Below are 24,921 nucleotides of genomic sequence, written 5' to 3' on the forward strand. Positions count from 1 at the left end.
ATGGCAGACGAGGCCCGTACGCCGTTGATGGCGGGCAACTGGAAGATGAACCTCAACCACGTCGAGGCCGTGCACCTGCTGCAGAAGCTGAGCTGGACGCTGCAGGACAAGAAGCACGACTTCGAGCGGGTCGAGGTGGCGGTGCTGCCGCCGTTCACCGACATCCGCAGCGTGCAGACGCTGGTCGACGGTGACCGGATGAAGATCCGGTACGGCGCGCAGGACGTGTCCACGCACGACTCCGGGGCGTACACCGGCGAGATCTCGGCGGCGATGCTGAGCAAGCTCGGCTGCACCTATGTGCTGACCGGGCACTCGGAGCGCCGGCAGTACCACAACGAGACCGACGAGCTGGTCAACGCCAAGACCGCGAAGGCGCTCGAGGCGGGCCTGACCCCGATCATGTGCGTCGGTGAGGGCCTGGAGATCCGCAAGGCCGACGGGCACGTCGAGCACTGCCTCGGTCAGGTCGACGCGGGGCTGGCCGGGCTGAAGCAGGACGACGTCCGCAAGCTCGTGATCGCCTACGAGCCGGTCTGGGCGATCGGCACCGGCGAGGTGGCCACTCCGGAGGACGCGCAGGAGGTGATCGCCGCGATCCGGGGCCGGATCGAGGAGACGATCTCACCCTCGGTCGCCGACTCGGTACGGATTCTTTACGGTGGATCGGTGAAGATGGCCAGCGCAGGTGGCATCATGGCCCAACCGGATGTCGACGGCTGCCTGGTCGGAGGTGCGAGCCTCCAGGTGGACGAGTTCGCCGGCATCTGCCGTTACCTGGACCTTCAGTTAGGCTACTCCTCGTGATTCTCGCTTTCTCGATCGTCGTGATCGTCTGCAGCCTGTTCCTGACGCTGCTGGTACTGCTGCACAAAGGCCGCGGTGGCGGCCTCTCGGACCTGTTCGGTGGCGGGGTGTCGTCCAGCCTGGGCGGCTCGTCGGTCGCCGAGCGGAACCTGGACCGGATCACGATCGGCGTCGGTCTGATCTGGTTCGCCGCCATCGTCGCGCTCGGCCTGCTCTACAAGCTCGGCTGAGGGGGAGTAGGTTCCCGTGGCTGGTGGTGGCAGTGCGATTCGTGGCAGCCGGGTCGGTGCCGGGCCGATGGGCGAGGCGGAGCGCGGCGACACCGCGCCCCGGCAGCGCATCGTGTTCTTCTGTGCGAACGGGCACGAGACCGCGACCTGGTTCGCGGTCGAGGCGGCCATCCCGGAGGAGTGGGACTGTCCGCGGTGCGGTCTGCCGACCAGCACCGATGTGAACAACCCGCCTCCGCCGCCGAAGATCGAGCCCTACAAGACCCACCTGGCCTATGTGAAGGAGCGCCGCTCCGAGCAGGAGGCGCAGGAGATCCTCGACGAGGCGCTGGAGAAACTCCGTGCCCGCCGCGCCCGCGGCGAAGTCATCTTCTGAACTACGACGCCCGCACCCGGACCGGTCCTCGATCGGTCCGGGTTTGTGCGTTGTGTGAGCGGACCGCTCCGGCGCGCTAGGGTCGGCGCATGAAGACGTCGATCGCGCCCGTCCGCTGGACCCCGCCGCCCGCGCCGCCCACGCGCACCCCGACCGGGATCCAGGTCGACGTCGTCGCGTTGCCGGGCGCGGGACCCGAGGACACGCTGATCGACGACGACGGCAGCGTCCTCACCGGCCTGTACGACGGCCGCATCCTGCGCGTCAGCGCCGACGGCAAGACGATCAGCACTCTCGCCGACACGGGTGGCCGGCCGCTCGGCCTGGAATGGCTGCCCGACGGCAAGGTGCTGATCTGCGACGCGAACCGCGGTCTGCTGGCGCTCGACAAGGACAACCGGATCAGCACGCTGCTGTCCGACATCGACGGCCGCCCGATGCGGTTCTGCAACAACGCGGACGTCACCGAGGACGGCACGATCTACTTCACCGACTCCTCGACCCGCTTCGGCATCGACGAGTGGATGGCCGATCTCCTCGAACACTCCACGACCGGCAGCGTGTACCGCCGTGCACCCGACGGCGAGCTCACCCGGCTGGCGACCGGTCGCGGTTTCCCGAACGGCGTGGCGCTCAGCAGCGACCGCCGTACGCTCTTCTGGGCCGAGACCGCGACGTACGGGCTCTACAAACTCGATCTCACCACCGAGGGCGCCGAGCCGGTGCAGATCGCCGCGATCCCGGGTCTGCCGGACAACATCGCCCGCGGCTCGGACGGCCTGATCTGGGTCGCGGTCGGCTCGCCACGCAACGCCGTACTCGATCTGCTCCTGCCCAAGCACCCGGTGCTCCGCAAGGTCGTCTGGTCCCTGCCGGACGCGCTGAAGCCGAAGGCCGCGGACATCATCGAGATCCAGGCGTACGACGAGACCGGTGAACTGGTCCACGACCTGCGCGCCAAGCACCCGAACTTCCACATGCCCACCGGCGTCCGCGAACGCGACGGGAAAGTGTGGCTAGGAAGCATCGGCACGAGCTCCCTAGCCACGTTCCCGACGCCTACTTCTTCGTAGCGGGCACCTCGTCCTGCTTCTCGCCGCTCCGCACGACCAGGGTGAAGTCCTCGCCGTGGGTGCTGACCCCTTCGATGACCGCAGCCTCGACCGCCTCCGAGCCGATCTCGCTGCGCAACATCAAGGGGTCGGTGCGCAGGTCCTTGGCCAGCGCGACCGCGAGACCGACCATCACGACCGCGAACGGCAGCGCCGCGACGATCGTGAGGTTCTGCAGGCCTTGCAAGGCGTCCGCACCGCCTCCGCCGGCGATCAGCATGATCGCGGCCACCGCACCGGTGAGTACGCCCCAGAAGATCACCAGTGGCTTCTTCGGCTCGATCGCGCCGCGCTCGGACAGCGTGCCCATGACGATCGACGCGGCGTCCGCTCCGGAGACGAAGAAGATCGCCACCAGGACGACGACGATGACCGTCGTGATCGCGCTCAGCGGGATGTGGTCGAGCATGCCGAACAGCTGACCCTCGGTCGTCGACGCGCCGGCGATGTCCGTACCGTCACGCTGCAGGTCGATCGCCGTACCGCCGAAGATGCAGAACCACAGGACGCTGACCAGCGACGGCACCAGCAGGACACCGGTGACGAACTGCCGGATCGTGCGGCCGCGGCTGATCCGGGCGATGAACATCCCGACGAACGGCGTCCACGAGATCCACCAGGCCCAGTAGAAGACCGTCCAGCCGGACAGCCAGGTGGCCATCGCGTCGCCGCCGCTCGCCTCGGTCCGCGCGGCCATGTCGGCCAGGTCGCGGAAGTAGTCGCCGATCGCGGTCGGCACCAGGTTCAGGATCAGCACCGTCGGGCCGACCACGAACACGAAGACCGCGAGGACGACGGCCAGCACCATGTTGATGTTCGAGAGCCACTGGATGCCCTTCGCGACGCCGGACACCGCCGAGGCCACGAAGGCCGCGGTCAGTACGGCGATCACGCCGATCATGACGCCGTTCCCGGTCTTGTCGAGCCAGCCGAGGATCCGGACACCGGAACCGATCTGCAGCGCGCCGAGCCCGAGCGACGCGGCCGACCCGAACAGCGTCGCGAAGATCGCCAGCCCGTCGATCACCTTGCCGATCGGTCCTTCGGTACGGCGTCCCAGCAGCGGAGCGAACGCCGCGCTGATCAGCTGCGACCGGCCGCGCCGGAACGTGCCGTACGCGATCGCGATCCCGACGACGGCGTAGATCGCCCACGGGTGCAGGGTCCAGTGGAACAACGTGGTCGCCATCGCGGTCTCGAGGGCCTGCGGCGATCCGCCCTCGACGGTGCCGGGCGGGGGACTGGTGAAGTGCGACAGCGGCTCGCTGACGCCGAAGAACATCAGGCCGATGCCCATGCCGGCGCTGAACATCATCGCGACCCAGGACACGGTCTTGAACTCGGGTTCCTCGTCGTCGCGGCCGAGCGGGATCCGCCCGTACCGTCCGGCGGCGAGCCAGATCACGTAGACGACGAAGCCGGAGGCCAGCAGGACGAACAGCCAGCCGGTGTTCTGCTCGACCCATCCGAGGGCCGAGTCGGACGTACTGCCGAGACCGGCGGCGTCGATGATGCCCCAGGCGACGAAGGCCAGGGCGATGACCGCGGTGACACCGAAGGTGACGCGGTCGAGTCCGGAGCCGCGACTTCGGCTGCCGGGAGGTGGCGGGGTTGCGATCGCGGGATGAAGAGCGGGGTCTTGGGTGTCTGCCTGGTTGTCGATATCAATCGCCACAGGTAAGTCACGCCTCGCTTCGGCGCGCCTCCGTTCTGTTGTGTCGGGGACAGTTTTCAGGGGACAGTTTCAGGGGACTGCCTTACGACCGTGTCGAAGATCGTGGCAAAACGCAACAATCGTGCTTTCGGCCACACTCGGTAAGGTGCGCACATGCGTTTCGGGATCGCGATCCTGCCGGAGTACCGCTGGCAGGACGCCGCGCCGCGGTGGCGGCGAGCAGAAGAGTACGGATTCGACCATGCGTGGACGTACGACCACCTGACCTGGAGCAGTCTCCAGGACTCACCGTGGTACGGGACGACCCCGACGCTGACGGCGGCCGCGCTCGTCACGTCGACGATCAAGCTCGGCACGTTCGTCACCTCGCCGAACTTCCGGCACCCGCTGGCGCTGACCCGCGACATCCTCGCGATCGACGACGTGTCGGACGGCCGGTTCCTGTGCGGGATCGGGGCCGGCGGCAGCCTGGACGCGACGATCCAGGGCGGGCCCGACCTGACACCGCGGCACAAGCAGGACCGTTACCAGGAGTTCGTACGGCTCCTCGACACCCTGCTCACCACGGACGACGTCGACTTCAAGGGCGAGTACTTCGAGACGCGCAACGGCCGCACGCTACCTGGTTGCGTACAGCAACCACGTGTCCCGTTCATCCTGGCCGGCAACGGGCCGCGGTCGCTCAAGTTCGCCGCCCGGCACGGAGACGGCTGGATGACGACCGGGGGAGCGGCTGACGATCTGGACAGCTGGTGGACCACCGTCGCCGGTCTCAGCCACCGCCTCGACGACCTCCTCGAAGGCCGCCACCTGGACCGCTACCTGTCCCTCGACTCCAAGCGCTACGCACTCTCCAGCCCAGCCGCCTTCGAAGACGCCGTCGGCCGCGCCGCAGCCCTCGGCTTCACCGACGTCATCACCCACTGGCCCCGCACCGAGGGCGTGTACGCCGGCTCCGAAACCGTCCTCGAGCAGATCGCGAACGACGTCGTACCACGGTTGCGGTGAAACGGCTGTGCTGAGACGGCGAAAGGGCCGCACACCTGGTGGTGTGCGGCCCTCTCGTCAGTGTGCTGGAAGGGCGATCAGGAACCGATCGCGCGGATGTTCTCCGCCTGCAGACCCTTCTGGCCCTGGGTGATCTCGAACTCCACGCGCTGGTTCTCGTCCAGCGAACGGAAGCCCGACATCTGGATGGCGGAGTAGTGCGCGAACACGTCCGCGCCACCGTCATCCGGGGTGATGAAGCCGAAGCCCTTGTCAGCGTTGAACCACTTGACAGTACCGACAGCCATTTGTCTATCTCCTCGATGGCTATTAACAATCCGCGACCCACACCTCATGAGCCGCGCGTCGCCGAAAGGCCCCAGACGACAGACCGGCCATGCAGCACAGCAAAAGTCAGGGAGTCCAAACTTGCAACGCCATAACTGTAGCCGTTCTGCGGGCGGATGGTAGGGGTGACCACAAACACGTGTCGCTGATTGTCGCCGGTCGTTACCCTCCGTACAGGCCCGATTCTGGCCGGCGCAGGGCCGGTCCGGAACCCGAAATCCCGCGCCGACCTGCTGTTTCGCCGCCGGAGGTGCGGACGCGACGTTGGCAACGAAGGACAATGGCCCGGTACGCCGGGTGATGGGCGCAAGATTCTGATCGGAGTTCCCGGCGTGTCGCGCGGCTGTGGACAGGTTGCACGACGAGCAACAGCGAGGAGGCAACGATGATTGTGAGCGTGACCCGGAGCGGCGGTTTCGCCGGGCTGACCAAGCAGGGCGAGCTGGACACCAGCGGCCAGCCGGACGCCGACCGGTTGGAGGCCGCCGTCCAGGAGCTCGTGGCCAAGGACCTAGGTACCGGCCGGCCGCAGCCGGACCGGTACGTGTACCGGTTGGAGGTGCGTGACGCCGACGACGTCACGCAACACACCGTCGCAGAGCAGGACGTGGACGCGACCACGGCCTGGCTGCTGGACCGCATCCTCGGCTAGCGCCAGTCGATCTCCGGTGCCCGGTAGAAGTTCACGCCGAGTACCTCCCAGCGCGGCCCCTGCTCGGCCAGCCGGTCGCGGTACGTCGTCCAGTCCAGCGCGGACTCCGGTGACCACCCCAGCTCGGCGATACCCGGCAGCCGCGGGAACACCATGAACTCGACCTTCTCCAGGTCGTCGAGCGTCTCCGTCCACAGCGGTGCCTCGACGCCATCGATCGCGCTCGCCGGCACGTTCGGAAGCAGTGTGGCGGGGTTCCAGCTGTAGGACTGCTCGACGCTGACCAGTCCGGCCCATTGCAGGCCGAGCGGCGTCTCCTCGTGGTACTTCATGTCCAGGTACGCCCGGTTCGCGGGGGAGAGGACCAGCGTCGCGCCTTGCTCCACCGCCTGCTGCGCCAGCACCTGCGCCTTGGGGTCCTCGGTGCCCCAGTACTGCACGACGGTGCCTGCGGGCAGCGGCCCGTCGGCGATCTCGTGCCATCCCATCACCCGCTTGCCGTACTTCACCACCAGCTCGGCGGCCTTGGGTACGAAGGCGAGGTACTCCGAGTGCGGCGTCGAGTGGGCCTCGTCCCCACCGAGATGCAGGAGGTCACCAGGCGTCTGCTCGGCCACCTCCCGGAACACGTCGTCGAGGAACGCGTACGTGACGTCCTTGTCGATGGTGAGCGAGCTGAAACCGACCTCGGTCTCCGTGTAGAGGTCGGGCGCCTGGTCACCCTTGTTCAGCTCGGGGTACGACGCCAGCGCCGCGTTGGTGTGCCCTGGGGTGTCGATCTCCGGTACGACGGTGATGTAGTGCTCAGCGGCGTACCGGACGAGATCGGCGTAGTCGGCCTTCGTGTAGTAGCCGCCCGCACCGCCGCCGACCTGCTGGCTGCCGCCGTGCTCTGTGAGCCGCGGCCAGGTGTCCACCTGGATTCGCCAGCCCTGGTCGTCGGACAGGTGCAGGTGCAGCCGGTTGATCTTGTAGAGCGACACGAGGTCGATGAAGTGCTTGACCTGTTCGACGGTGAAGAAGTGCCGCGAGACGTCGAGCATCACGCCGCGGTACCCGTACCGCGGGGAGTCCGAGATCGTCGTACCGGCGACCTCCCACGGACCCTCCTGCTCGCTGTCGGCCTCAGCCTTGGCGGGGAGGAGCTGGCGGAGGGTGGTGACGCCGCGGAACAAGCCCTCGGCGGTCGCCGCGGTGATGGTCACGCCGGACGCGTCCGCGCGCAGCTCGTAGCCCTCGGCACCTAACGACTCCGGACCGTTGGCGGACAGCGTGATCGTGCCGGTGCCTTGCTGGACCGGGAGCGCGAAACCGGTCGACCGCCGGAGCTGCGCCGCCAGGCGGTCGGCAATCGTTTGAGCGCCGGAGTCGTCGACGCCGATGGTGGCGTCGGACAGCAGCGTGAAGGTCTCGTCCGGGAGCGCCTGCTGCGCTATGGGCTGCGGAATCATGATCGAAAGTGTTCGCGGCTCCCGGCATTACGTCAAGAGCCTTCAATACCGCCTGGCCGCCTCGATCGCCTGGGCGACGTAGCCTCCGCCGAACAGCACGACGTGCACCAGCAACGGATACAGTTGATGCAGCTCGATCCGCTCCTGCCACCCGTCTCTCAGCGGGTGCACCTCGTCGTACGCGCGCAGTATCCGGTCCAGCCGCGGTAGGCCGAAGAGCGCGAGCATGGCGAGGTCCGTCTCTCGGTGACCGCCGTGCGCCGCCGGATCGATCAGGTGCACGCCGTCCGGCGTCCAGAGCACGTTGCCGGACCACAGGTCGCCGTGGATCCGGCACGGCTCGTCGGACGGGTCGTCGTATTCGCCTGCCTCGAGACGAATGCAGACGCGTTCGATGGGGTCGAGGTGGATGCCCTGGTCGTGGGCGGCCCGCAGGTACGGTCGCAGCCGCAGGTTCGCGTAGAACTCACCCCACGACCTCGTGGGCTCCGTTGCGTGCGGCAACGGGATGGTGCCGATGTAGCCGTCGCCACTCCACCCGTCGGGCGGTACGCCGAAGTAGCGGGCGCCGGCGTCATGCGTGACAGCCAACCGCCGGCCGAAGTCCTCCGCGGCTGACTCGGTCGGCGTGGACATGTCCAGCCTGGTCGTCGCCAGTTGAGTGGGGGAGACATGAAGCGGCTCAGCGACTGGTACGCCGCCGTGGACGGCCAGCCAGCGCAGACCGGCCGCCTCGACCTCGAAGAAGCCTGCGGGCGCGTCAGGCCGGCTCTTCACGAACGGCGTGGTCATCACGGCACTCTGGCATGCCGACTCGAGTCCTAGCCAGCAGTGGCTCGCTCAGCACGACCAGGGCGGCGACAACCACCAGCAGGCCGCCGACGGCCGCCACGCTGCGGACGCTGGAGTGGTCGATGAGGACACCGCCCAGGAGTGCACCGGCGGCGATCCCAAGGTTGTAGGCGGAGTTGGTCCCCGCTGACGCCAGCGAGGTGTTGACGGGAGCCACCTGCAGCGTCCGGGTCTGCAGAGCGACAGCCATCGCGCTGTAGGCCAAACCGCCCACGGCGATGAGGATCACCGTCGGCACCTTCCACTGGCCGAATGCGGCAAGCCCGAGCAGCACTGCGGCGACCAGGACGATCGCCTGCAGCAGTACTGCCCAGGGATGACGGTCAAGCACCCGTCCCACGAGGGCTGCGCCCACTACGCCGCCCAGCCCGCTGGCCAGCAGGACCGCTCCGAGTGCGCCCTGCCCGAAGCCGGACAGCTCCAGCAGGAACGGCGTCACGTAGGTGTTGAAGGTCATGAACCCGGTGACACCGATCGCTGCAGCGGCAACCACAGCGGCGTACCGGCGGGCATCCGGGGCCTTGCCCCGCCTTGTCGTCGCGTCCTGGACCTCTACCCGCGGCAGCAGCGTCAGAGCGCCGGCGAAGAGCGCAGCGCCCAGCCCCGCGGTCAGGAGGAACGGAATCCGCCAGCTGGTGTTCGTGCCGAGCCATGTGCCGAGCGGTACGCCGAGAACGGACGCCAGCGCCGCACCGATCGAGATGCGCGCCACGGCCCGGCCCTGCTGATCCGGCGGCACCAGACTGGTCGCGATGGACGGGGCGATCGACCAGAAGAGCGCCTGTGACAGCGCGGTCACCAGCCTGGCGCCGAAGAGGACCTCGTACGTCGGTGCGGCCGCGGCGAGCAGGTTGGCCACCGCGACGACGGCCAGCGTGCCGCTCAGCACCGTACGGCGCGGGAACCGGTGGGTGAGCCGGGTGAGCGGGATGGACGTGAGGACGACGATCACGGCGTACCCGGAGACGAGGAGACCGATCTGGGAGTTGGACCGGTCGAGATCTCCGGCCATCACGGTCAGCAGACCGATCGGCAGCACCTCGATCGTGACGTACGAGAAGGTGCCGACCGAGAGCATGAGCAGGGCCGCGGCGGCGCGGCGGGACGTGAGAGGCATCCTGACACCTGATTCCAGTAAAGGATCGTATGGTGGTAGCATCTCACCCGTGACCGACAGTTCTCACGCGGAATTCCGCATCGTGGGCGGACACCCCGCCCTCGACCTGGTGAACACGGTCACCCCGCGGGTTCGAGGCGGTGCGGTGGAGCACGATTACCTGACGTCGCCCGCCGAGCTCGTCGCCTGGGCCCGCCGGACCGGGCTGATCGATCTGCGCGACTACAGCGCCGTCGAAGGTACCTGGCGCTCGTCGCCGGAGCTGGCCACGAAGGCCCTGCACGCGACGCTGGAGATCCGCGAGGCGGCGTACGACGTGTTCGCGCCGCGGGCCGCCGGTGCGGTGGTCGCGGCCGACGGCGTCAAGCACAGCGAGGGTTCCGCGTTTGAGCGGCTGATGCTGCGGTGGTCGGCGGCGGCCGCGCGGTCGATGCTGATCCCGGACCCGGGCCGCGAGAGTGGCATCGCGGAACTGGTGGTCGGGACGTCGCCGGCGCAGTTGATCCCGGACCGGCTGGTGGTCGCGGCGGTCGAGCTGGTGCGGGGCGTCGAGCTGCGCCAGTTGCGGGCCTGCCCGGTCGACGACGGCGGGTGCGGCTGGCTGTTCCTCGACCGCAGCCGGAACGGTTCGCGCCGCTGGTGCGCGATGGAGGACTGCGGGACGCGGGCGAAAATCCGCAAGCTCGGCGAGCGCCGGCGCGCTACCGGCGTACACCGGCCTCAGGGGTAGCGCGGTCGAACCTTCACTGTCAGCGACCGGCTCAGTGGCCGAGAACGCGTGTCGAAAGGTGCGAATTGTCCCCGCGACCTGTCATCGTAGGCGGCCGGGCCTTCCGACAAGTGGGCCCTGGCCGGACCTGCCCCTCATACGGAGCAGGCTGACATCGAATGTGGAGGACAGATGACGCAGGTGGCAGAGCAGCCGGGCAGTACTGCCGGGCGGCTCGGCTCGGTGGTCCTGGATTGCCCGGACCCACTCGAGCTCGCCCAGTTCTACTCGGCGCTGCTGGGGCTGGAGATCGACGAGAGCGGTGACGAGGACTGGCGGAGCCTGACCGGCCCCGGCTCGTCGTTGGGGTTCTCGACGCTGGCCTTCCGGCGCTCGGAGGAGTACGTGCCGGACACGTGGCCCGGCACCGACGCGCAGGATCTCCATCTCGACCTGATCGTCGAGGATCTGTCCAGCGGGCACGCGACCGTGGTCGCCCTCGGAGCCGAGCCGCTCGATCCGCTGGACCCGCCGCCCGCCGACAACGCACGCGGCTGGCGGATCTACGCCGACCCCGCTGGGCACCCGTTCCGGATCTGCCTGGAGTGAGTCACTGACAGGGCCCGTCCCACCCGGGACGGGCCCTTTCGCATGTCTTCAGGCCCCGGTGAACGGGAAGTGCCGGCCCTCGACGTACTCCGGCCGCGGCTGGTAGCTGTTCACCCCCGGCTCGCCGCGCAGATGGAACGCGCTCGGGTACGGCGACTCCGGGTCGGTGATCCGCGTCGACGTCGGGATGTACCGGATCGTCAGCCCGCAGCGCCGGTGCGGGGACGTGTTCGCGGTGCTGCCGTGCACGATGTTCGGGTGGTGGACCTCGACATCGCCCGGTGCGAGCACCATGTCGACGGCCTGCGCCTCGTCGACCTCGACCGCGATCTCCTTGCCCAGCACACTCTCCACGTCGGTGTTGTCGCGCATCCCGGCGACCGCGGAGCGGTGACTTCCCGGGATCACCCGGACGCACCCGTTCTCCGGCGTCGAATGGTCGACGGCCAGCCAGAGCGTCACGACCTCCATCGGGTCGAGCGGCCAGAACGCGGCGTCCTGGTGCCAGAGCACCGGCTGCCCGGAGTACGGCGGCTTGGAGATGTAGTGCGACGCGAACAGCGCGATATCCGGCCCGATGAACTTCTCGGCGATGTCGACGAGCCGGTCGTCGCTCACCAGCCGGACCCAGAACGGGTCGTCGCGCAGATAGATGTGCCCGAGCTGCTCGGGCCGGACCTCGGGATGCCGGGCCTGCAGCCACTCGACATGATCGTTCACTTCCTTGATCAGGTCTTGGTCGATGACGTCGCGGAAGATGACGTAGCCGTCTGTTTCGAACATGCCTTCAGCGTGCGGCTCCGGCGTGGTCGGGCACTAGCAGCCCGGCGACGAGAATTTGTACTGTGTTGATGTGGATCAGGTGCTGCGGTTCGAGGCGCACGCGTTCGGCCGGCCGTACCACGCGGCCCGCGTCCGGATCCCGGCCCGTGCCCGCGACACCGAGCTGCACACGCACGCGGACTTCCACGAGTTCATGGGAGTCGTGTCCGGCAGCGGCGAGCACCTGCTGACCACCGGCGTCGAACAGCTCACCCCGGGCACGATCGTCCTGGTGCGTCCGGCGGACCGGCACGCCGTCCGCGGCTCGGCGCCCGACGGGCTGGAGTTCGTGAACGTCGCCTTCCCGAGCGCGGTCTGGCAAGGCTTCCTCGACCTGACCCGCACCGACCCGACCGCCAGCTGGTCCGCCGCTCGCGGACCGATCAGCTTCGACCAGCCGGCCGCGATCACCGCCTTCGAACAGGCTTTGGCCCGCTTCCAGGACAACCCCAGCACCTTGGATCTGCTCCGTTTCTGGATCGATCTGGTCGAACTGCTCGCACCAGCCGACGCCCTGGGCCCCGGCATACCCGACTGGCTGGCGCGAGCCTGTACGTCGATGCGCGCCGAAGAGAACCTCCGCGGCGGAGTACCGCGTCTGCTCGAACTCGCCGGCGTCAGCGCCGCCCATCTGTCCCGCTCGATGCGCACGGCCTACGGCGTCACCCCGACCGCCTTCGTCACCGACCTCCGCCTAGAACACGCCGCATCCCTGCTGGCAGCAACCAACACCCCGATCTCCACCATCGCAACCCGCTGCGGCTTCACCACCCAGTCCTACTTCACTCGCTGCTTCACCACCGCCCACGACCTCACCCCCACCGAGTTCAGGCATCGCTCCCAGCGCGCGTTCGTTCCGTGAGGTAGTCGGCAGCCTCCGTCTGTTTGAACCAGTTCGCCCAGCCGAGTACGTCGGCGTTGAAGCGGGGATCGGTCAGGGACAGGTCCGCGCCGTGCTCCACCAGGACGCGGAGGGCGTCGAGGGAGCCGTTGCCTGCGGCCAGATGAGCCGGGGTGAAGCCGTCCTTCGTGCGCTCGTTGACAGGAAAGCCGAGGTCGGCGAGCTGCGGGACGACATCCCAGCGCTGGGCCGCGGCGGCTTCGGCGAGGAGGGCGGGGCGATCGGCCGGGGTCAGTTCGCCCGCGACGGCGGCCGCGAACGGGTCCTCGGGGTGGGTACCACGGTAGAAGTCGCGGACCGTGCCGACGTGATGGATCAGCTCGTCGAGGATGTGCAGCGCGAACGAGGTCCCGTCGTGGTCGGCGTACGGGCCCGCGATCTCGCCCATCGGCCGGTCGAGGTCGTCCTGGCTGAGGGCGGCGAGGCGCCGGCGCCAGATCTCGTAGGAGCGGTCGAGGACTGCGAGGGCGTCCGCCGCGGACGTCGGCGTGGGTGGCTGGCCGTCCTCGGCGAGCGGCCGGTGGCCGAACCAGGTGGCCGTGCGGTCCTCCTGCAGGATGTCGACGATGTGGGTGATCCGCCACGCGAGGGTGGTGAACGGCGCCGGATCCGGTGGGATTCGGAGGCCGTCTTCGGAGAACCCGTCGGCGGCATACCCGTCGTCGGCCGGCCGGATCGTCCAGCAGGCATCGAACGGTTCCCAGAAGTACTCCTCGTCGGTCAGTCCTTCGACCCGGCTGCGGAGCCGTTGCCACGCGAAGTCGGACAGGTTCAGGAGGTTCTGCGAGAGCGTCGTCATGAAATCCACCGTAGGACGACCTGCGGACAGGTTCGGTCCGCAGGTCGAGGCAGAATGGACGAATCATGGACACGGCGGCCCGTCTGCTCCGACTGCTCTCGCTGCTTCAGTCGCGCCCACAGTGGGACGGTGCCGACCTGGCGGCGAGGCTCGACGTCACGCCTCGGACCGTACGGCGTGATGTCACCCGACTGCGGTCACTCGGGTACCCGGTCGACGCCGAAGCCGGGATCGGCGGCGGCTACCGTCTCGGGCCGGGCGGCCGATTGCCGCCGCTGCTGCTCGAGGACGAGGAGGCGGTCGCGATCGCGGTCGGACTGCGCGTGGCGACCACCACGACGGTGTCGGGAGTGGAAGAGGCGGCGATCTCCGCGCTCGCGAAACTCCATCAGGTCCTGCCGGCGCGGCTGCGCGAACAGGTCGCGGCGATCAACGCGCACACCAGTCAGCTGCCGCAGGGAGAGTTGCCGACGGTCGACGGCGAGGTGCTGATCCTGCTGGCCGCCGGGTGCCGTGACACCGAGGGGATCCGGTTCCGCTACCGCACTCACGGCGGCGACGAATCCGAGCGCAGCGTCGAGCCGCTGCAGATCGTCCACACCGGCCGGCGCTGGTACCTGGTCGCCCGTGACCGGGACCGGCAGGCCTGGCGGACCTTCCGCGTCGACCGGATCGCCGAGCCCGTCCTCACCGGCGCGCGCTACCGCTTCGAGGATCCGCCCGACCCGATCGCCCTCGTGGCCGAAGGCACCGGAGTGGCGCCGTGGGACATCGTCGCCCGGATCCGCGTCCAGGCCGACGCCGCCACGGTCAGCAAGGTCTTCCCGGCCCGCGAAGGCATCGTCGACCCGATCGACGCCAGCACCTGCGAACTCCGCTTCGCGGCCAACGACCTCGGCCCGCTGATCGCCCAGACCCTCCGCATCCGCTGGCCGTTCGAGATCCTCGGCCCGCCCGAACTCCGCACCGCCGTCCACGACCACGGCCGCCGCCTGCTCGATTCCTAGCTGTCGGCCAGCGCCTTGCGGATGCGTTTCTCCGAGACCGGGTACGGCGTGCCGAGGGTCTGGGCGAACAGGCTGATGCGGAGCTCCTCGAGCATCCAGCGGACCTCGAGCAGTTCCGGGCTCGGGTACTTGCCGGTCGGCACCGCGCGGAGCCGCTTGCGGTACTCGTCGGTGAGCATGTCGACGACGGCCATGCCGGAGCGGTCGCGGGCGGCGTTGGCGCCGAGCTTGTCCAGGCGCTGCTCCATGCCGCGCAGGTAGCGCGCCAGGTCGGGCAGTCGCTTGGCGCCGGTCTCGGTGATGAACCCCGGATGGACGAGTCCTTCGAGCTGACCCCGTACGTCGGACAACGCGGCCAGCAGAGCCGGAGAAGACGCGCGGGAGATCTGCTTGTCCACGGTTCGCGCATGCCCGAGCACCTGCTCGACCAGCTGCAGGATCGTCAGCACGGTGTCGGCGAGCTCCGACCGTACGGCGTCCCGCAGGATCGAGAACGCGGTGAGATTCCACGCCGGCCCGCCCGCCGCTGCCATCAGCTGATCGACGGCGGCCGCGATCGCGTCGTCGAGGAGTTCGCCGACGTTGCGATGCGGACCCGCCATCAACGTCATCTTCTGCTGATTGCTCAGGTTCCGCTGGACGACGTCGATCACCGACGGCATCGTCAGCAGCAGAAGCCGCCGCGTACCCGCCCACATCGCCGCAGCCTGGTCGCGCTCGGTCTCCTGCAGGCGGATCGCGACACTCTTGCCCTCGTCGACGAGCGCCGGGTAGCCCGCGACGGTCAGCCCGTTGCGGTGCTCGGAGAAGCTGCGGGGGAGATCGCCGAACGTCCAGTCGGTCAGGCCGGACTTCTCCAGCCCGCTGACCGCCTTGGACGCGACCTGCGAGATCGCGGCCTTCGTCTTCGGCTTCAGCTTCTCCTTCAGCCTGGCGAGATCCTTGCCCTCCGCCACGGTCTTGCGCTTGTCGTCCTCGACCCGGAACGTCATCCGGAGGTGCTCGGGAACACGCGTCCAGTCCCAGTCCTCCGACTCGATCACCACGCCGCGCAGCTCCCGCAGCGCGCGCGCCATCGCGTCAGTGAGCGGTCCCGACGCCGGGTCCAGCTCGGGGAGGATCTGCCGGGCGTGGTCTGGCGCGGGCACGATGTTGCGCCTGATTGCCTTCGGCAAGGACTTGATCAGCGTCGTGACGAGCTCCTCGCGGAACCCGGGCACGCTCCACTCGAAGCCGTCCGCGGTCACCTGGTTCAGCACCAGCAGCGGGATGTGCACCGTGACACCGTCGGCGTCCGTGCCGGGCTCGAAGGCGTACGTCAGGTCGAACGTCATCCCGTTCTGCGTCCAGCGCAGCGGGAACTCGTCCTCCTTCACGTCCGCGCCCTCGCGGACCACCAGCGAACGCTCGAAGTCGAGCAGGTCGGCGTCCCGCTGCCGGGCCGTCTTCCACCAGGTGTCGAAGTGCCGGCCGGTGACGACCTCGGGGCCGAGACGCTCGTCGTAGAACGCGAACAGCGTCTCGTCGTCGACCAGCAGGTCGCGCCGCCGGGTGCGCTCCTCGAGTTCTTCGACCTCTTCGATCAGCTTGCGGTTCTCGTGGAAGAACTTGTGGTGCGTGTCCCAGTCGCCCTCGACCAGCGCGTGCCGGATGAACAGCTCGCGCGACACCTCCGGGTCGACCTTCCCGTAGTTCACCGTGCGCCGCGCGACGATCGGCACGCCGTACAGCGTGACCTTCTCGTACGCCATCACGGCGCCGGCCTTGCGTTCCCAGTGCGGCTCGGAGTACGAGCGCTTGATCAGGTGCGGGGCGAGATCCTCGGCCCACTCCGGCTCGATCTTCGCGTTCACCCGCGCCCACAGCTTCGACGTCTCGACCAGCTCGGCGGCCATCACGAACTGCGGCGGCTTCTTGAACAGTCCGGAGCCGGGGAAGATCGCGAACTTCGTCCCGCGCGCGCCGAGGTACTGGTGCTGGTTCGCGGGGTCCTTCATGCCGAGGTGGCTGAGCAGACCGGACATCAGCGCGATGTGCACGCTCTGCGGGTCGGCCGGCTCGCCGCTGTTGAGTTTCACGCCGATCTGGGACGCGACCTGACGGAGCTGCGCGAAGATGTCCTGCCACTCGCGGACCCGGAGATAGTTCAGGTACTCGCTCCGGCACATCCGGCGGAACTGGTTCCCGGACAGCTCCTTCTGCTGCTTCTTCAGGTACCCCCAGAGGTTCAGGTACCCGAGGAAGTCGCTGTTCGGGTCCCGGAACCGGGCGTGCTGCTGGGTGGCCTGCGCTTCGGCGTCGGTCGGCCGCTCGCGCGGGTCCTGGATCGAGAGCGCGGCGGCGATCACCATGACCTCGCGAACGCAGGCGTGCTTGTCGGCCTCGACGATCATCCGGGCCAGCCGCGGATCGAGCGGGATCTGCGCGAGCTGCCGGCCGATCGGGGTCAGCCGGCCGCCCTTCGGGGTGTCGATCGCCCCGAGCTCGGTGAGCAGCTGCAGGCCGTCGGTGATGCTGCGCTTGTCGGGTTCGTCGATGAACGGGAATGCGGCGATGTCACCGAGCCCGATCGCGGTCATCTGCAGGATGACCGACGCGAGGTTGGTGCGGAGGATCTCCGGGTCGGTGAACTCGGGGCGGCTCTCGAAGTCCTCCTCGGAGTACAGCCGGATGCAGATACCGTCGCTGGTCCGGCCGCTGCGGCCCTTGCGCTGGTTCGCGCTGGCCTGCGACACCGGCTCGATCGGCAGGTGCTGGACCTTGGTGCGGTGGCTGTAGCGCGAGATGCGCGCCGTACCGGGGTCGATCACGTACTTGATGCCGGGAACGGTCAGCGAGGTCTCGGCGACGTTCGTGGCGAGGACGATCCGGCGGTTCGGGTGCGGCTGGAAGACGCGGTGCTGCTCCGCGTTCGAGAGCCTGGCGTAGAGCGGGAGGATCTCGGTCGTGCGGCGCTCGCCGCGGAACTTGTCGTTCAGCGCGTCGGCGGTGTCGCGGATCTCGCGTTCTCCGGACAGGAACACCAGTACGTCGCCGTCGGCCTCGTACTCGAGCTCGTCGACGGCGTCCAGGATCGCCTGCGTCTGGTCGCGGTCGATCGTGCTCGGGTCCTCGGGATCGTTGACCGGGCGGTACCGCACCTCGACCGGGTAGGTCCTTCCGGACACCTCGACGATCGGCGCCGGCGTACCGTCGGCGGCCGCGAAATGCGCGGCGAACCGCTCCGGGTCGATGGTCGCCGAGGTGATGATCACCTTCAGGTCGGGACGGCGGGGGAGCAGGCGTTTGAGGTAGCCGAGGATGAAGTCGATGTTCAGGCTGCGCTCGTGCGCCTCGTCGATGATCAGCGTGTCGTAGCGGGTCAGGTCGCGGTCGCGCTGCAGCTCGTTCAGCAGGATGCCGTCGGTCATCAGCTTGACCAGCGAACGCTCGCTGACCTTGTCGGTGAACCGGACGGCGAAACCGATCGTCTCGCCGAGCTCGGAGCCGAGCTCCTCCGCGATCCGCTCCGCGACCGTGCGGGCGGCGAGCCGGCGGGGCTGGGTGTGGCCGATCATCCCGTGCACGCCGCGGCCGAGCTCGAGGCAGATCTTCGGGATCTGGGTGGTCTTCCCGGACCCGGTCTCACCGGCGACGACCACGACCTGGTGATCCCGGATCGCGGCCGCGATCTCGTCCTTGAGCTGGCTGACCGGCAGCTCTTCCGGGTACGTGATCTCGGGTACGGCGTTGCGCCGTACGTCGACCCGCCGCTCGGCCTGCTCCACGGCCCCGGCCACGCTCTGCAGCTCGGCGGCCCGCTTGCGAGCATCCGACGTACGGCGAACCCGCTCGAGCCGCCGACCGAGATGCTCCCGGTCGTACGCCGTCAGGTCGTCGAGCCGAGCCGCGACCTCGCCGAGGTTCACCTCGGCGACAGGAGTCTGATCCAGGGTCTGCTCCGGGGACGGCTTCCGCCCACCGCGCCGCCGCGACGGACGACGCCGCTTCGCTGGGTCCTGGGTGGGGGCTGGGGATGGACTCGTGGACTCGGTCCGGGCATCAGGCATAACCAGACCAGTTTAGGCGGCCCGCCCCAGCACCTCACCTGATTTCAGTCGTGGGGCGATGGAACCTTCACCGCGAGCACCGGAACCGGGGACTCCAGCAAGACACGTTGGGCGGTGCTGCCGAGGATGAGTTTGCCGACCGGGCTGCGGCGGCGCAGGCCGAGGACGATCAGGCCGACGTCCTCGGCCGCGGCCGCCTTCAGGAGCGCGCCGGCCACGTCGCCCTCGGAGACCGCCTGCTGGATCGTCACCTCGACGCCGTGCTCGCGCAGCTTGGCCTCGGCGGCCGCCAACTCGTCGGCGTTGGCGTAGCGGGCGTCGATGTAGGCGTCGCCGCGGCTCGTGTTCAGCAGCAGGATCGAGGCCCCGCGCAGCTCGGCCTCGGCCGCCGCGGCGGTCAGCGCCGCCTCACCCTCGGGCGTTGGTACGTATCCGACGAGAATCTTCACGGCCCCACTCTCCCATCAATCGTCCTCGCCGAAGGACAGCCGGTCGCGGGTGGGCTGGGTACCGCGGATCCGCGCGACGATCCGGGGCAGGTACGGCACGAACAGCGCGAGCACCGTCAGCACGATGATCACCGCGCTCAGCGGACGGGTCACGAACACACTCGCGTCGCCGTTCGAGATCACCAGCGCCCGGCGGAACTGTTCCTCCATCGTCGGCCCGAGGATCACGCCGAGGATCACCGGCGCGATCGGGAAGTCGAGTTTCCGCATGAAGAACCCGGCCACACCGATCACGAGCGCCATCAGCACCTCGTACCCGGAGCCGGACAGCGAGTACACCCCGAGGCACGCGAAGACCAGAATTCCGGCGTACAGCAACGGCCGGGGGACCGTCAGGACCTGGACCCAGATCTGGATCAGCGGCAGGTTCATGATCAGCAGGATCAGGTTGCCGATGTACAGCGACGCGATCAGCGTCCAGACCAGGGTGCTCTGGTCCTCGAACAGCTGCGGCCCCGGCTGCACGTTGAAGATCTGGAACGCCGCGAGCATCACCGCGGCCGTCGCCGACGTCGGCAGGCCGAGGGTCAGCAGGGGTACGAGGACGCCCGAGAACGACGCGTTGTTCGCCGCCTCCGGTCCGGCCACACCTTCGATCGCGCCGTCGCCGAACTCGTCGCGGCCCTTCTTGCGCGCCTGCCGCCGCTCGATCGAGTACGACAGGAACGTCGGTACCTCGGCGCCGCCGGACGGGATCGCGCCGAACGGGAACCCGAGCGCGGTGCCCCGCAGCCACGGCTTCCACGACCGGCCCCAGTCCGACTTGTTCAGGTACCCGGTCCGCAGCCGGCCCTTCTCCAGTACGGCGGGACGCTCCGGCGTGGACCGTAGCTTCGAGGCCACGTGCAAGGTCTCGCCGATCGCGAACAACCCGACGATCACGATCACCACGTCGATCCCGTCCAGCAGCCGCAGTGTGCCGAACGTGTACCGCGGTGCGCCGGACAGGCTGTCCAGACCGATCAGCCCGATGAACAGCCCGACCACCAGCGACAGCAGTCCGCGGACCAGCGAGTGCCCGACGAGCGCGGTCACCGCGACCATCGCGAGCAGTGTGATCGCGAAGTAGTCGGTCGCCTGGAAGTGGCTCGCCAGGCTCCCGATCGGCTTCGCGACGAACGTCAGCAGCACGGTCGAGATCGTCCCGGCCACGAACGACCCGATCGCCGCGGTCGCCAGCGCCGTCCGGGCGCGGCCCTTCAGCGCCATCTTGTGGCCCTCGATCGCGGTCGCCACCGAAGCCGACTCACCGGGGGTGTTGATCAGGATCGAGGTGGTCGAACCGCCGTACATCGCGCCGTAGTAGATCCCGGCGAACAGGATGAACGCGCCGATCGGGTCGGAGAAGTTGAACGTGATCGGCAGCAGCAGCGCGATCGTCAGCGCCGGGCCGATCCCGGGCAGGATGCCGACGAGCATGCCGAGCGTCACGCCGAGGATCGCCCACAGAAGGTTCATCGGGTCGAGCACCGTCCCGAAACCGTGCAGCAGGTCGCCGAAAACACTCAAGCCGATCACAGGCCCAGCACCCCTCCCGGCAACGAGATGTCCAGGAACTGCGTGAACGCGATGTAGACGACGACCGTCAGTACGACGGCCACGATCGCGTCCCGTACCGTCTGCCGGCTACCGAGCACCCGGGCCGCCGCGAAGAACAGCAGCGCGGTCGCGATCACATACCCGAGCGGCACCACGAGCAGCGCGTACAGCACCAGCAACGCGGACACGGCCACCGGTTCGAACCAGGTCCGCCCGCTCTCGCGCGCAGTCCTGGGCGCCCGCAAACCCTCCACCAGATAGGCGATGGAGAGGACCAGCCAAGCGACGGTCACGAGCAGCGGGAAGAAGCGCGGTCCTGCCGGGTCCAGGCCCTTCGGGCTCCGGATGTCGAAGACGCCGATCAGGAACGTCGTACTCAGCACGATCAGCACGAGGGCGGCGATGATCCGCGCCAGCCGCGACGCCTCGACCTCGACCTCCGACGCCTTGACGGTTTCCACTGATTCTTCCGTGGTGCTCACAGGATCCCCAGCTCCTTCTCCAACGCCTGGACGCGGGTGGTCTCCTCGGCGATGAACCTGGTGGCGTCGTCACCCGTCTTGAAGAAGTCGGTCCAGCCGTTCTTCTTCCGGATCTCCGCCCATTCCGGGGACTGGTTCACCTTCGTCACGAAGTCGATCAGCCGTTGCCGGTCCGCGGCCGGTACGTCGGGCGGTGCGACGATCGCGCGCCAGTTCTGCACCTCCGCGTCGTACCCCTCGGACTTCATCGTCGGGAGCTGCTTGCCGTTGAGCGTCGCCGGCTCGGTGCCGGAGGTGGCCAGGACGCGCATCTTCCCGGCGGTGATCTGCTCCTCGAACTCGCTCAGCCCAGAGATGCCGACCGTGACGTCGCCGGACAGGATCGCCGCCGTCGCCTCACCGCCGCCGGAGTAGCTGATGTACTTCACCTTCGACGGGTCCGCGCCGGCCGCCTTCACCAGCGTGCCGGCGGTGATGTGGTCGGTGCCGCCGATCGTGCCGCCGCCCCAGCTCACCTTCGACGGGTCGGCCTCGTACATCTCGACGAGGTCCTTGAGGGACTTCAGCGGCGAGTCCGACTTCACCACCAGCACCTCCTGCTCAGCGGTCAGCGTCGCGATCGGCGTGGTGTCCGAGACCGTGATCTGGGACTGGTTCAGGGTCAGGGCGCCGACCATGACCAGGCCGGTGATCATCAGCGTGTGCGGGTCCTTGCGGTTCTTCGTGACCAGCTTGGAGATGCCGACCGCGCCGCCGGCGCCGGTCACGTTGACCACGGAGACCGCTCGCTCGCCGAGCAGCTTCTTCTCCTGGACCACGTGCTGGAACTGCCGGGCGGTCAGGTCCCAACCGCCACCAGGCGCTGCGGGGACCATGATCTCGACGTTGCGGCTCGGGAAGTCGCCGGCGACGCTGCCGCCGTCGAGCGTCTTCTCCAGGGCCGAACACCCGCTGACCAGCAGGCTGACGGCCAGACCCGCGGCGACCAGCACCGTGCGGGGTCGCGACATGAGCAGTTACCTCCTGAGGGCGAGGGGAACTGTCGGCGACCGTAGCAGCATTCCACCAGGAGGTACAGAGATTCCGTTGGGTGGCACGCCGGGTTATCGTCGGGCCATGAGTGAAGGTGACGGAGTACGGAGTGTGCACCGGGCGCTGGACCTGCTCGAGCGGTTCGACGACGAGCATCCGACCTGGTCGCTGGCGGCGCTGACGGCGGCGAGCGGGCTGCCGAAGACGACGGTGCTCCGGCTCGTGACCACGCTCGAGCAGCGCGGTCTGGTCGCGGCAATCGGCCCGGGCAAGTACGCGATCGGTCCGGGGTTCCTGCGCTGGTCCCGGCTGAGCAGCGCGACGATGGAGATCCCGCCGGCGGTCCGCGCGGCGATGGGCAAGCTGTCGGCCGACACGGGCGAGACCGCAAACCTGTACATCCGCGTCGGCCGGACCCGGGTCTGTCTCGCGCAGGCGCCCGGCACGTTGAGCGTCCGGCACATGGTGGTCGTCGGTTCGTCGATGCCGCTGTGGGGCGGGGCCGCGTCGAAGGTGCTGCTCACGGATCCGCCGGTGCTCGAGGTCGATCCGTCGCTGATCGAGGAGCTCGCGCTGGAGGCGCCGCGGCAGCCCGGGTTCGCGAAGAAGCTGCGGGCGGCCGTGACGGATGCGGCGGCGCGCGGGTTCGCGGTCAGCCACGGTGAGCGTGAGCTCGGCGCGTCGGGGGTCGCGGCCCCGGTACGGCGTACCGACGGGCGGGTCGTCGCGGCGATCGCGATCGGCGGGCCGACGACCCGGTTCAGCGACGACCGGTTGCCGCCGTACATCACCGCCGTACGCCGCTGCGCCGAAACCATCCTGCGAACCGGCTGGAGCGGGTTCAGTGCCTCCTGACGCTGATCTGCTGGCCGGGGTGCGGGTGCTTGATCTGACGAATGTGCTCGCGGGGCCGTTCGCGGGGTATCAGCTGGCGCTGATGGGGGCCGAGGTGATCAAGGTCGAGGTGCCCGGCTCGGGTGATCTCGCGCGGAACCTCGGCGGCGACCCGGACCTGTCCAAGGACGGGCTCGGCATCTCGTTCCTCGCCCAGAACTCGGGGAAGCGCTCGCTCACACTCAACCTGAAGAGCGCCGCCGGCCGCGAGGTCTTCGAGCGGCTGGTCCGCGAGGCGGACGTGCTGCTGGAGAACTTCCGGCCGGGCGTACTCGAGCGGCTCGGGTTCCCGGTCGACGTACTGCGGTCGCTGAATCCGGGGCTGGTCTACTGCGCGGTCTCGGGGTTCGGCCAGACCGGGCCGATGCGCGGACGACCGGCGTACGACCAGATCATCCAGGGACTGTCCGGGATCATGAGCGTCACGGGAACCGCGGACACCGCGCCGATCCGGACCGGGTTCCCGATCGCGGACACGCTCGGCGGGTACGCGGCGGCGTTCGCGATCTCCGCGGCGCTGGTGAAACGGGCCCGCACCGGCGCCGGAAGCTTCCTCGACGTGTCGATGCTGGAGACCGCGGTCGCCGCGATGGGATGGGTCGTCTCGGACTACCTGGTCGGGGGCCGCAAGCCCGGTGCCATGGGCAACGAGAACGCGACCTCGGCGCCGTCCGGCACGTTCCGGACCGCGGACGGGGCGCTGAACATCGCGGCCAACAAGCAGGAGCAGTACGTCGAACTGTGCACGGCGTTGGACCGCCCGGAGTTGATCACCGACCACCGCTTCACAACCCGCGAGTCCCGCAAAGCACACCGGACCGAGTTGACGGACGAACTCGAGAAGACGCTGACGCAGAAGTCCGCCGCGTACTGGGACGAGTTGCTCGCGAGTTCCGGCGTACCGGTGGCTCCGGTGCTGACTGTCGAGCAAACGCTCTCGCTGCCGCAGCTGGCCGACCGCCAACTCCTCCACACGGTCGACATGCCCGACGGCCGCGACCGCGAACTCCGGGTCCTTGGCAGTAGCGTCCACGTCGATGGTGCCTCAGTCGGACCGTCTGTCCGCCCGCCGAGGCTGGGTGAGCACACGGACGACATCCTCACCGAACTCGGCTATACCCCGGCCGAGATCGGCACCCTCCGCGCGGAAGGGGCAGTATGAGCAGTGAGTTGGCTGACTGGTGGAGTACGGGGATCTCGGATATCCAGCCTGGGGTGATCCGGTTTCACGGGTATCCGGTGGAGCAGCTGATCGGCGGGGTCACGTTTCCGCAGATGATCTGGCTGATGGTCCGTGGTGAGTTGCCGACGCCGGGGGAGTCGCGACTGCTGGAGCAGACGCTGGTCGCCGCGGTCGACCACGGCCCGCAGGCACCCTCGATCGCCGCCGCCCGGATGGCCGCGTCCTGTGGTCTGGCGCTCAACAACGCGATCGCCACCGGCGTGAATCTGCTGGGCGACATCCACGGCGGCGCCGGCCAGCAATGTGTCCAGCTCCTGTACGACCTCCGGAGCACGGTCGACGCCGGCACCGACCCGGAAACCGCCACCCGGCAGCTCGTTGCGTCGTACAAAGAACGCAAGGCGTACGTCCCAGGCTTCGGGCACCGCTTCCACCCGCACGATCCACGCCGCGACCCGCTCGTCGCCGCCGCCCAGCAAGCAGTTGCCGACGGCACCATCACCGGCCGGCACCTGGAAGTCGCCCTCGCCCTGGAATCGGCCCTCGCCCCGATCCCGATGAACGTCGACGGCGCCACCGCGATCATCTACGCCGAGCTCGGCCTCCCCGCCGAACTCGCCCGCGGCCTCTTCGTCCTGTCCCGCTCCGTAGGTCTCCTCGCCCACGCCCGCGAACAGCAACAAGAACCGACCCGCATCAAAGGCCCACTCCCGAAGTCCGTCATCCCCACCTACACCGGCCACCCACCCCGCTCACTCTGACCACCTCAGCCAGTTAGG

General features: G+C 68.8%; 25 protein-coding genes. 13 read left to right on the forward strand and 12 right to left on the reverse strand.

The genetic code is table 11. The features are described from left to right. The 4 genes from tpiA to E0H92_RS31800 all read left to right on the forward strand — a co-directional run bounded on the left by tpiA (position 1) and on the right by E0H92_RS31800 (position 2,486). Positions 1 to 807 carry a triose-phosphate isomerase gene (tpiA, locus tag E0H92_RS31785; protein WP_131461422.1) on the forward strand — a complete coding sequence of 269 codons (807 nt, stop codon included), beginning with the start codon at positions 1 to 3 and terminating at the stop codon, positions 805 to 807. Then, positions 804 to 1,037 (forward strand): preprotein translocase subunit SecG, encoded by a 234-nt coding sequence (secG, locus tag E0H92_RS31790; RefSeq protein ID WP_130385521.1) that lies wholly within the window; start codon positions 804 to 806, stop codon positions 1,035 to 1,037. The genes tpiA and secG overlap by 4 nt, the downstream gene beginning before the upstream one ends. A gap of 16 nt (positions 1,038 to 1,053) precedes the next feature. After that, positions 1,054 to 1,413 (forward strand): RNA polymerase-binding protein RbpA, encoded by a 360-nt coding sequence (locus E0H92_RS31795; protein ID WP_131296896.1) that lies wholly within the window; start codon positions 1,054 to 1,056, stop codon positions 1,411 to 1,413. Positions 1,414 to 1,502: 89 nt separating this feature from the next. Next, positions 1,503 to 2,486, forward strand: coding sequence for an SMP-30/gluconolactonase/LRE family protein (locus tag E0H92_RS31800; RefSeq protein ID WP_131498847.1), 984 nt, complete (start codon positions 1,503 to 1,505; stop codon positions 2,484 to 2,486). On the opposite strand, the gene E0H92_RS31805 is transcribed toward E0H92_RS31800, so the two are convergent. Beyond that, positions 2,473 to 4,200 (reverse strand): BCCT family transporter, encoded by a 1,728-nt coding sequence (locus tag E0H92_RS31805; RefSeq protein WP_131498848.1) that lies wholly within the window; start codon positions 4,198 to 4,200, stop codon positions 2,473 to 2,475. The genes E0H92_RS31800 and E0H92_RS31805 overlap by 14 nt on opposite strands. A gap of 153 nt (positions 4,201 to 4,353) precedes the next feature. Between E0H92_RS31805 and E0H92_RS31810 the strand changes: the two genes are divergently transcribed. Then, entirely contained in the window at positions 4,354 to 5,208 is an 855-nt protein-coding gene (locus E0H92_RS31810; RefSeq protein WP_131498849.1) for an LLM class flavin-dependent oxidoreductase, read from the forward strand. A 77-nt stretch (positions 5,209 to 5,285) separates the two neighbouring features. On the opposite strand, the gene E0H92_RS31815 is transcribed toward E0H92_RS31810, so the two are convergent. Next, complete coding sequence (locus tag E0H92_RS31815) at positions 5,286 to 5,495, reverse strand: cold-shock protein (protein ID WP_130385526.1); 210 nt, start codon at positions 5,493 to 5,495, stop codon at positions 5,286 to 5,288. A gap of 425 nt (positions 5,496 to 5,920) precedes the next feature. Here E0H92_RS31815 and E0H92_RS31820 point away from each other — a divergent pair, with 425 nt between their 5' ends. Next, complete coding sequence (locus tag E0H92_RS31820) at positions 5,921 to 6,187, forward strand: protealysin inhibitor emfourin (protein WP_131498850.1); 267 nt, start codon at positions 5,921 to 5,923, stop codon at positions 6,185 to 6,187. Here the strand turns inward: E0H92_RS31820 and E0H92_RS31825 are convergent. The 3 genes from E0H92_RS31825 to E0H92_RS31835 are packed head-to-tail and all read right to left on the reverse strand — an operon-like array spanning position 6,184 to position 9,607. Next, positions 6,184 to 7,638: a beta-N-acetylhexosaminidase gene (locus E0H92_RS31825; RefSeq protein ID WP_131461427.1), complete on the reverse strand. Its 1,455-nt coding sequence runs from the start codon at positions 7,636 to 7,638 to the stop codon at positions 6,184 to 6,186. The genes E0H92_RS31820 and E0H92_RS31825 overlap by 4 nt on opposite strands. Positions 7,639 to 7,680: 42 nt before the next feature. Further along, positions 7,681 to 8,430 (reverse strand): fructosamine kinase family protein, encoded by a 750-nt coding sequence (locus E0H92_RS31830; protein ID WP_131461428.1) that lies wholly within the window; start codon positions 8,428 to 8,430, stop codon positions 7,681 to 7,683. Further along, positions 8,399 to 9,607: an MFS transporter gene (locus E0H92_RS31835; RefSeq protein ID WP_165550125.1), complete on the reverse strand. Its 1,209-nt coding sequence runs from the start codon at positions 9,605 to 9,607 to the stop codon at positions 8,399 to 8,401. The genes E0H92_RS31830 and E0H92_RS31835 overlap by 32 nt, the downstream gene beginning before the upstream one ends. Before the next feature lie 49 nt (positions 9,608 to 9,656). Here E0H92_RS31835 and E0H92_RS31840 point away from each other — a divergent pair, with 49 nt between their 5' ends. Together E0H92_RS31840 and E0H92_RS31845 are read left to right on the forward strand one after the other, a co-directional pair. Beyond that, entirely contained in the window at positions 9,657 to 10,337 is a 681-nt protein-coding gene (locus E0H92_RS31840) for a CGNR zinc finger domain-containing protein (protein WP_165550126.1), read from the forward strand. Positions 10,338 to 10,508: 171 nt separating this feature from the next. Next, positions 10,509 to 10,925: a VOC family protein gene (locus E0H92_RS31845; RefSeq protein ID WP_131461431.1), complete on the forward strand. Its 417-nt coding sequence runs from the start codon at positions 10,509 to 10,511 to the stop codon at positions 10,923 to 10,925. Positions 10,926 to 10,973: 48 nt separating this feature from the next. On the opposite strand, the gene E0H92_RS31850 is transcribed toward E0H92_RS31845, so the two are convergent. Further along, positions 10,974 to 11,708, reverse strand: a complete 735-nt coding sequence (locus E0H92_RS31850; RefSeq protein ID WP_131461432.1) for a phytanoyl-CoA dioxygenase family protein — start codon at positions 11,706 to 11,708, stop codon at positions 10,974 to 10,976. Between the two features lie 70 nt (positions 11,709 to 11,778). Between E0H92_RS31850 and E0H92_RS31855 the strand changes: the two genes are divergently transcribed. Continuing rightward, positions 11,779 to 12,609 carry a helix-turn-helix transcriptional regulator gene (locus E0H92_RS31855; protein ID WP_131461433.1) on the forward strand — a complete coding sequence of 277 codons (831 nt, stop codon included), beginning with the start codon at positions 11,779 to 11,781 and terminating at the stop codon, positions 12,607 to 12,609. On the opposite strand, the gene E0H92_RS31860 is transcribed toward E0H92_RS31855, so the two are convergent. After that, entirely contained in the window at positions 12,575 to 13,447 is an 873-nt protein-coding gene (locus E0H92_RS31860; RefSeq protein ID WP_131498852.1) for a DinB family protein, read from the reverse strand. The two genes, E0H92_RS31855 and E0H92_RS31860, sit on opposite strands and share 35 nt — an antisense overlap. A gap of 65 nt (positions 13,448 to 13,512) precedes the next feature. Here E0H92_RS31860 and E0H92_RS31865 point away from each other — a divergent pair, with 65 nt between their 5' ends. Next, entirely contained in the window at positions 13,513 to 14,454 is a 942-nt protein-coding gene (locus tag E0H92_RS31865) for a helix-turn-helix transcriptional regulator (protein WP_238173682.1), read from the forward strand. Here E0H92_RS31865 and hrpA read toward each other — a convergent pair. From hrpA to E0H92_RS31890, 5 genes are read right to left on the reverse strand one after another with little or no spacing between them, the layout of a single operon-like run. Further along, a complete protein-coding gene (hrpA, locus tag E0H92_RS31870; RefSeq protein WP_131498854.1) occupies positions 14,451 to 18,503 on the reverse strand; it encodes an ATP-dependent RNA helicase HrpA in 4,053 nt (1,350 codons plus the stop codon). The two genes, E0H92_RS31865 and hrpA, sit on opposite strands and share 4 nt — an antisense overlap. A 44-nt stretch (positions 18,504 to 18,547) precedes the next feature. Further along, on the reverse strand, positions 18,548 to 18,952 hold the full coding sequence (locus tag E0H92_RS31875) for a universal stress protein (protein ID WP_130385540.1): 405 nt from the start codon (positions 18,950 to 18,952) through the stop codon (positions 18,548 to 18,550). A 15-nt stretch (positions 18,953 to 18,967) separates the two neighbouring features. Further along, the gene (locus tag E0H92_RS31880) at positions 18,968 to 20,530 is read right to left on the reverse strand and encodes a tripartite tricarboxylate transporter permease (protein WP_131498855.1); all 1,563 of its coding nucleotides are present in this window, start codon (positions 20,528 to 20,530) and stop codon (positions 18,968 to 18,970) included. Then, on the reverse strand, positions 20,527 to 21,033 hold the full coding sequence (locus tag E0H92_RS31885; protein ID WP_131498856.1) for a tripartite tricarboxylate transporter TctB family protein: 507 nt from the start codon (positions 21,031 to 21,033) through the stop codon (positions 20,527 to 20,529). The genes E0H92_RS31880 and E0H92_RS31885 overlap by 4 nt, the downstream gene beginning before the upstream one ends. Then, entirely contained in the window at positions 21,030 to 22,043 is a 1,014-nt protein-coding gene (locus E0H92_RS31890) for a Bug family tripartite tricarboxylate transporter substrate binding protein (RefSeq protein ID WP_131498857.1), read from the reverse strand. The genes E0H92_RS31885 and E0H92_RS31890 overlap by 4 nt, the downstream gene beginning before the upstream one ends. A gap of 106 nt (positions 22,044 to 22,149) precedes the next feature. Between E0H92_RS31890 and E0H92_RS31895 the strand changes: the two genes are divergently transcribed. Genes E0H92_RS31895 through E0H92_RS31905 form a run of 3 tightly spaced genes read left to right on the forward strand, consistent with a single transcriptional unit; the run spans position 22,150 to position 24,903 of the window. Beyond that, a complete protein-coding gene (locus E0H92_RS31895) occupies positions 22,150 to 22,920 on the forward strand; it encodes an IclR family transcriptional regulator (protein ID WP_131461440.1) in 771 nt (256 codons plus the stop codon). Then, positions 22,910 to 24,121: a CaiB/BaiF CoA transferase family protein gene (locus E0H92_RS31900; RefSeq protein WP_202873934.1), complete on the forward strand. Its 1,212-nt coding sequence runs from the start codon at positions 22,910 to 22,912 to the stop codon at positions 24,119 to 24,121. Before E0H92_RS31895 ends, E0H92_RS31900 begins: the two co-directional genes overlap by 11 nt. Further along, the gene (locus E0H92_RS31905; protein ID WP_131498858.1) at positions 24,118 to 24,903 is read left to right on the forward strand and encodes a citryl-CoA lyase; all 786 of its coding nucleotides are present in this window, start codon (positions 24,118 to 24,120) and stop codon (positions 24,901 to 24,903) included. The genes E0H92_RS31900 and E0H92_RS31905 overlap by 4 nt, the downstream gene beginning before the upstream one ends. The last annotated feature ends 18 nt before the right edge of the window (positions 24,904 to 24,921 follow it).

The organism is Kribbella speibonae, from assembly GCF_004331375.1.
GTDB classification, from domain to species: domain Bacteria; phylum Actinomycetota; class Actinomycetes; order Propionibacteriales; family Kribbellaceae; genus Kribbella; species Kribbella sindirgiensis.

Coding starts and splice junctions, on each gene's coding strand:
- tpiA (WP_131461422.1), top strand. CDS start 1: ATGGCAGACGAGGCCCGTACGCCGTTGATGGCGGGCAACTGGAAGATG.
- E0H92_RS31800 (WP_131498847.1), top strand. CDS start 1,503: ATGAAGACGTCGATCGCGCCCGTCCGCTGGACCCCGCCGCCCGCGCCG.
- E0H92_RS31810 (WP_131498849.1), top strand. CDS start 4,354: ATGCGTTTCGGGATCGCGATCCTGCCGGAGTACCGCTGGCAGGACGCC.
- E0H92_RS31815 (WP_130385526.1), bottom strand. CDS start 5,495: ATGGCTGTCGGTACTGTCAAGTGGTTCAACGCTGACAAGGGCTTCGGC.
- E0H92_RS31820 (WP_131498850.1), top strand. CDS start 5,921: ATGATTGTGAGCGTGACCCGGAGCGGCGGTTTCGCCGGGCTGACCAAG.
- E0H92_RS31825 (WP_131461427.1), bottom strand. CDS start 7,638: ATGATTCCGCAGCCCATAGCGCAGCAGGCGCTCCCGGACGAGACCTTC.
- E0H92_RS31830 (WP_131461428.1), bottom strand. CDS start 8,430: ATGACCACGCCGTTCGTGAAGAGCCGGCCTGACGCGCCCGCAGGCTTC.
- E0H92_RS31835 (WP_165550125.1), bottom strand. CDS start 9,607: ATGCCTCTCACGTCCCGCCGCGCCGCCGCGGCCCTGCTCATGCTCTCG.
- E0H92_RS31845 (WP_131461431.1), top strand. CDS start 10,509: ATGACGCAGGTGGCAGAGCAGCCGGGCAGTACTGCCGGGCGGCTCGGC.
- E0H92_RS31850 (WP_131461432.1), bottom strand. CDS start 11,708: ATGTTCGAAACAGACGGCTACGTCATCTTCCGCGACGTCATCGACCAA.
- E0H92_RS31860 (WP_131498852.1), bottom strand. CDS start 13,447: ATGACGACGCTCTCGCAGAACCTCCTGAACCTGTCCGACTTCGCGTGG.
- E0H92_RS31865 (WP_238173682.1), top strand. CDS start 13,513: ATGGACACGGCGGCCCGTCTGCTCCGACTGCTCTCGCTGCTTCAGTCG.
- hrpA (WP_131498854.1), bottom strand. CDS start 18,503: ATGCCTGATGCCCGGACCGAGTCCACGAGTCCATCCCCAGCCCCCACC.
- E0H92_RS31890 (WP_131498857.1), bottom strand. CDS start 22,043: ATGTCGCGACCCCGCACGGTGCTGGTCGCCGCGGGTCTGGCCGTCAGC.
- E0H92_RS31895 (WP_131461440.1), top strand. CDS start 22,150: ATGAGTGAAGGTGACGGAGTACGGAGTGTGCACCGGGCGCTGGACCTG.
- E0H92_RS31905 (WP_131498858.1), top strand. CDS start 24,118: ATGAGCAGTGAGTTGGCTGACTGGTGGAGTACGGGGATCTCGGATATC.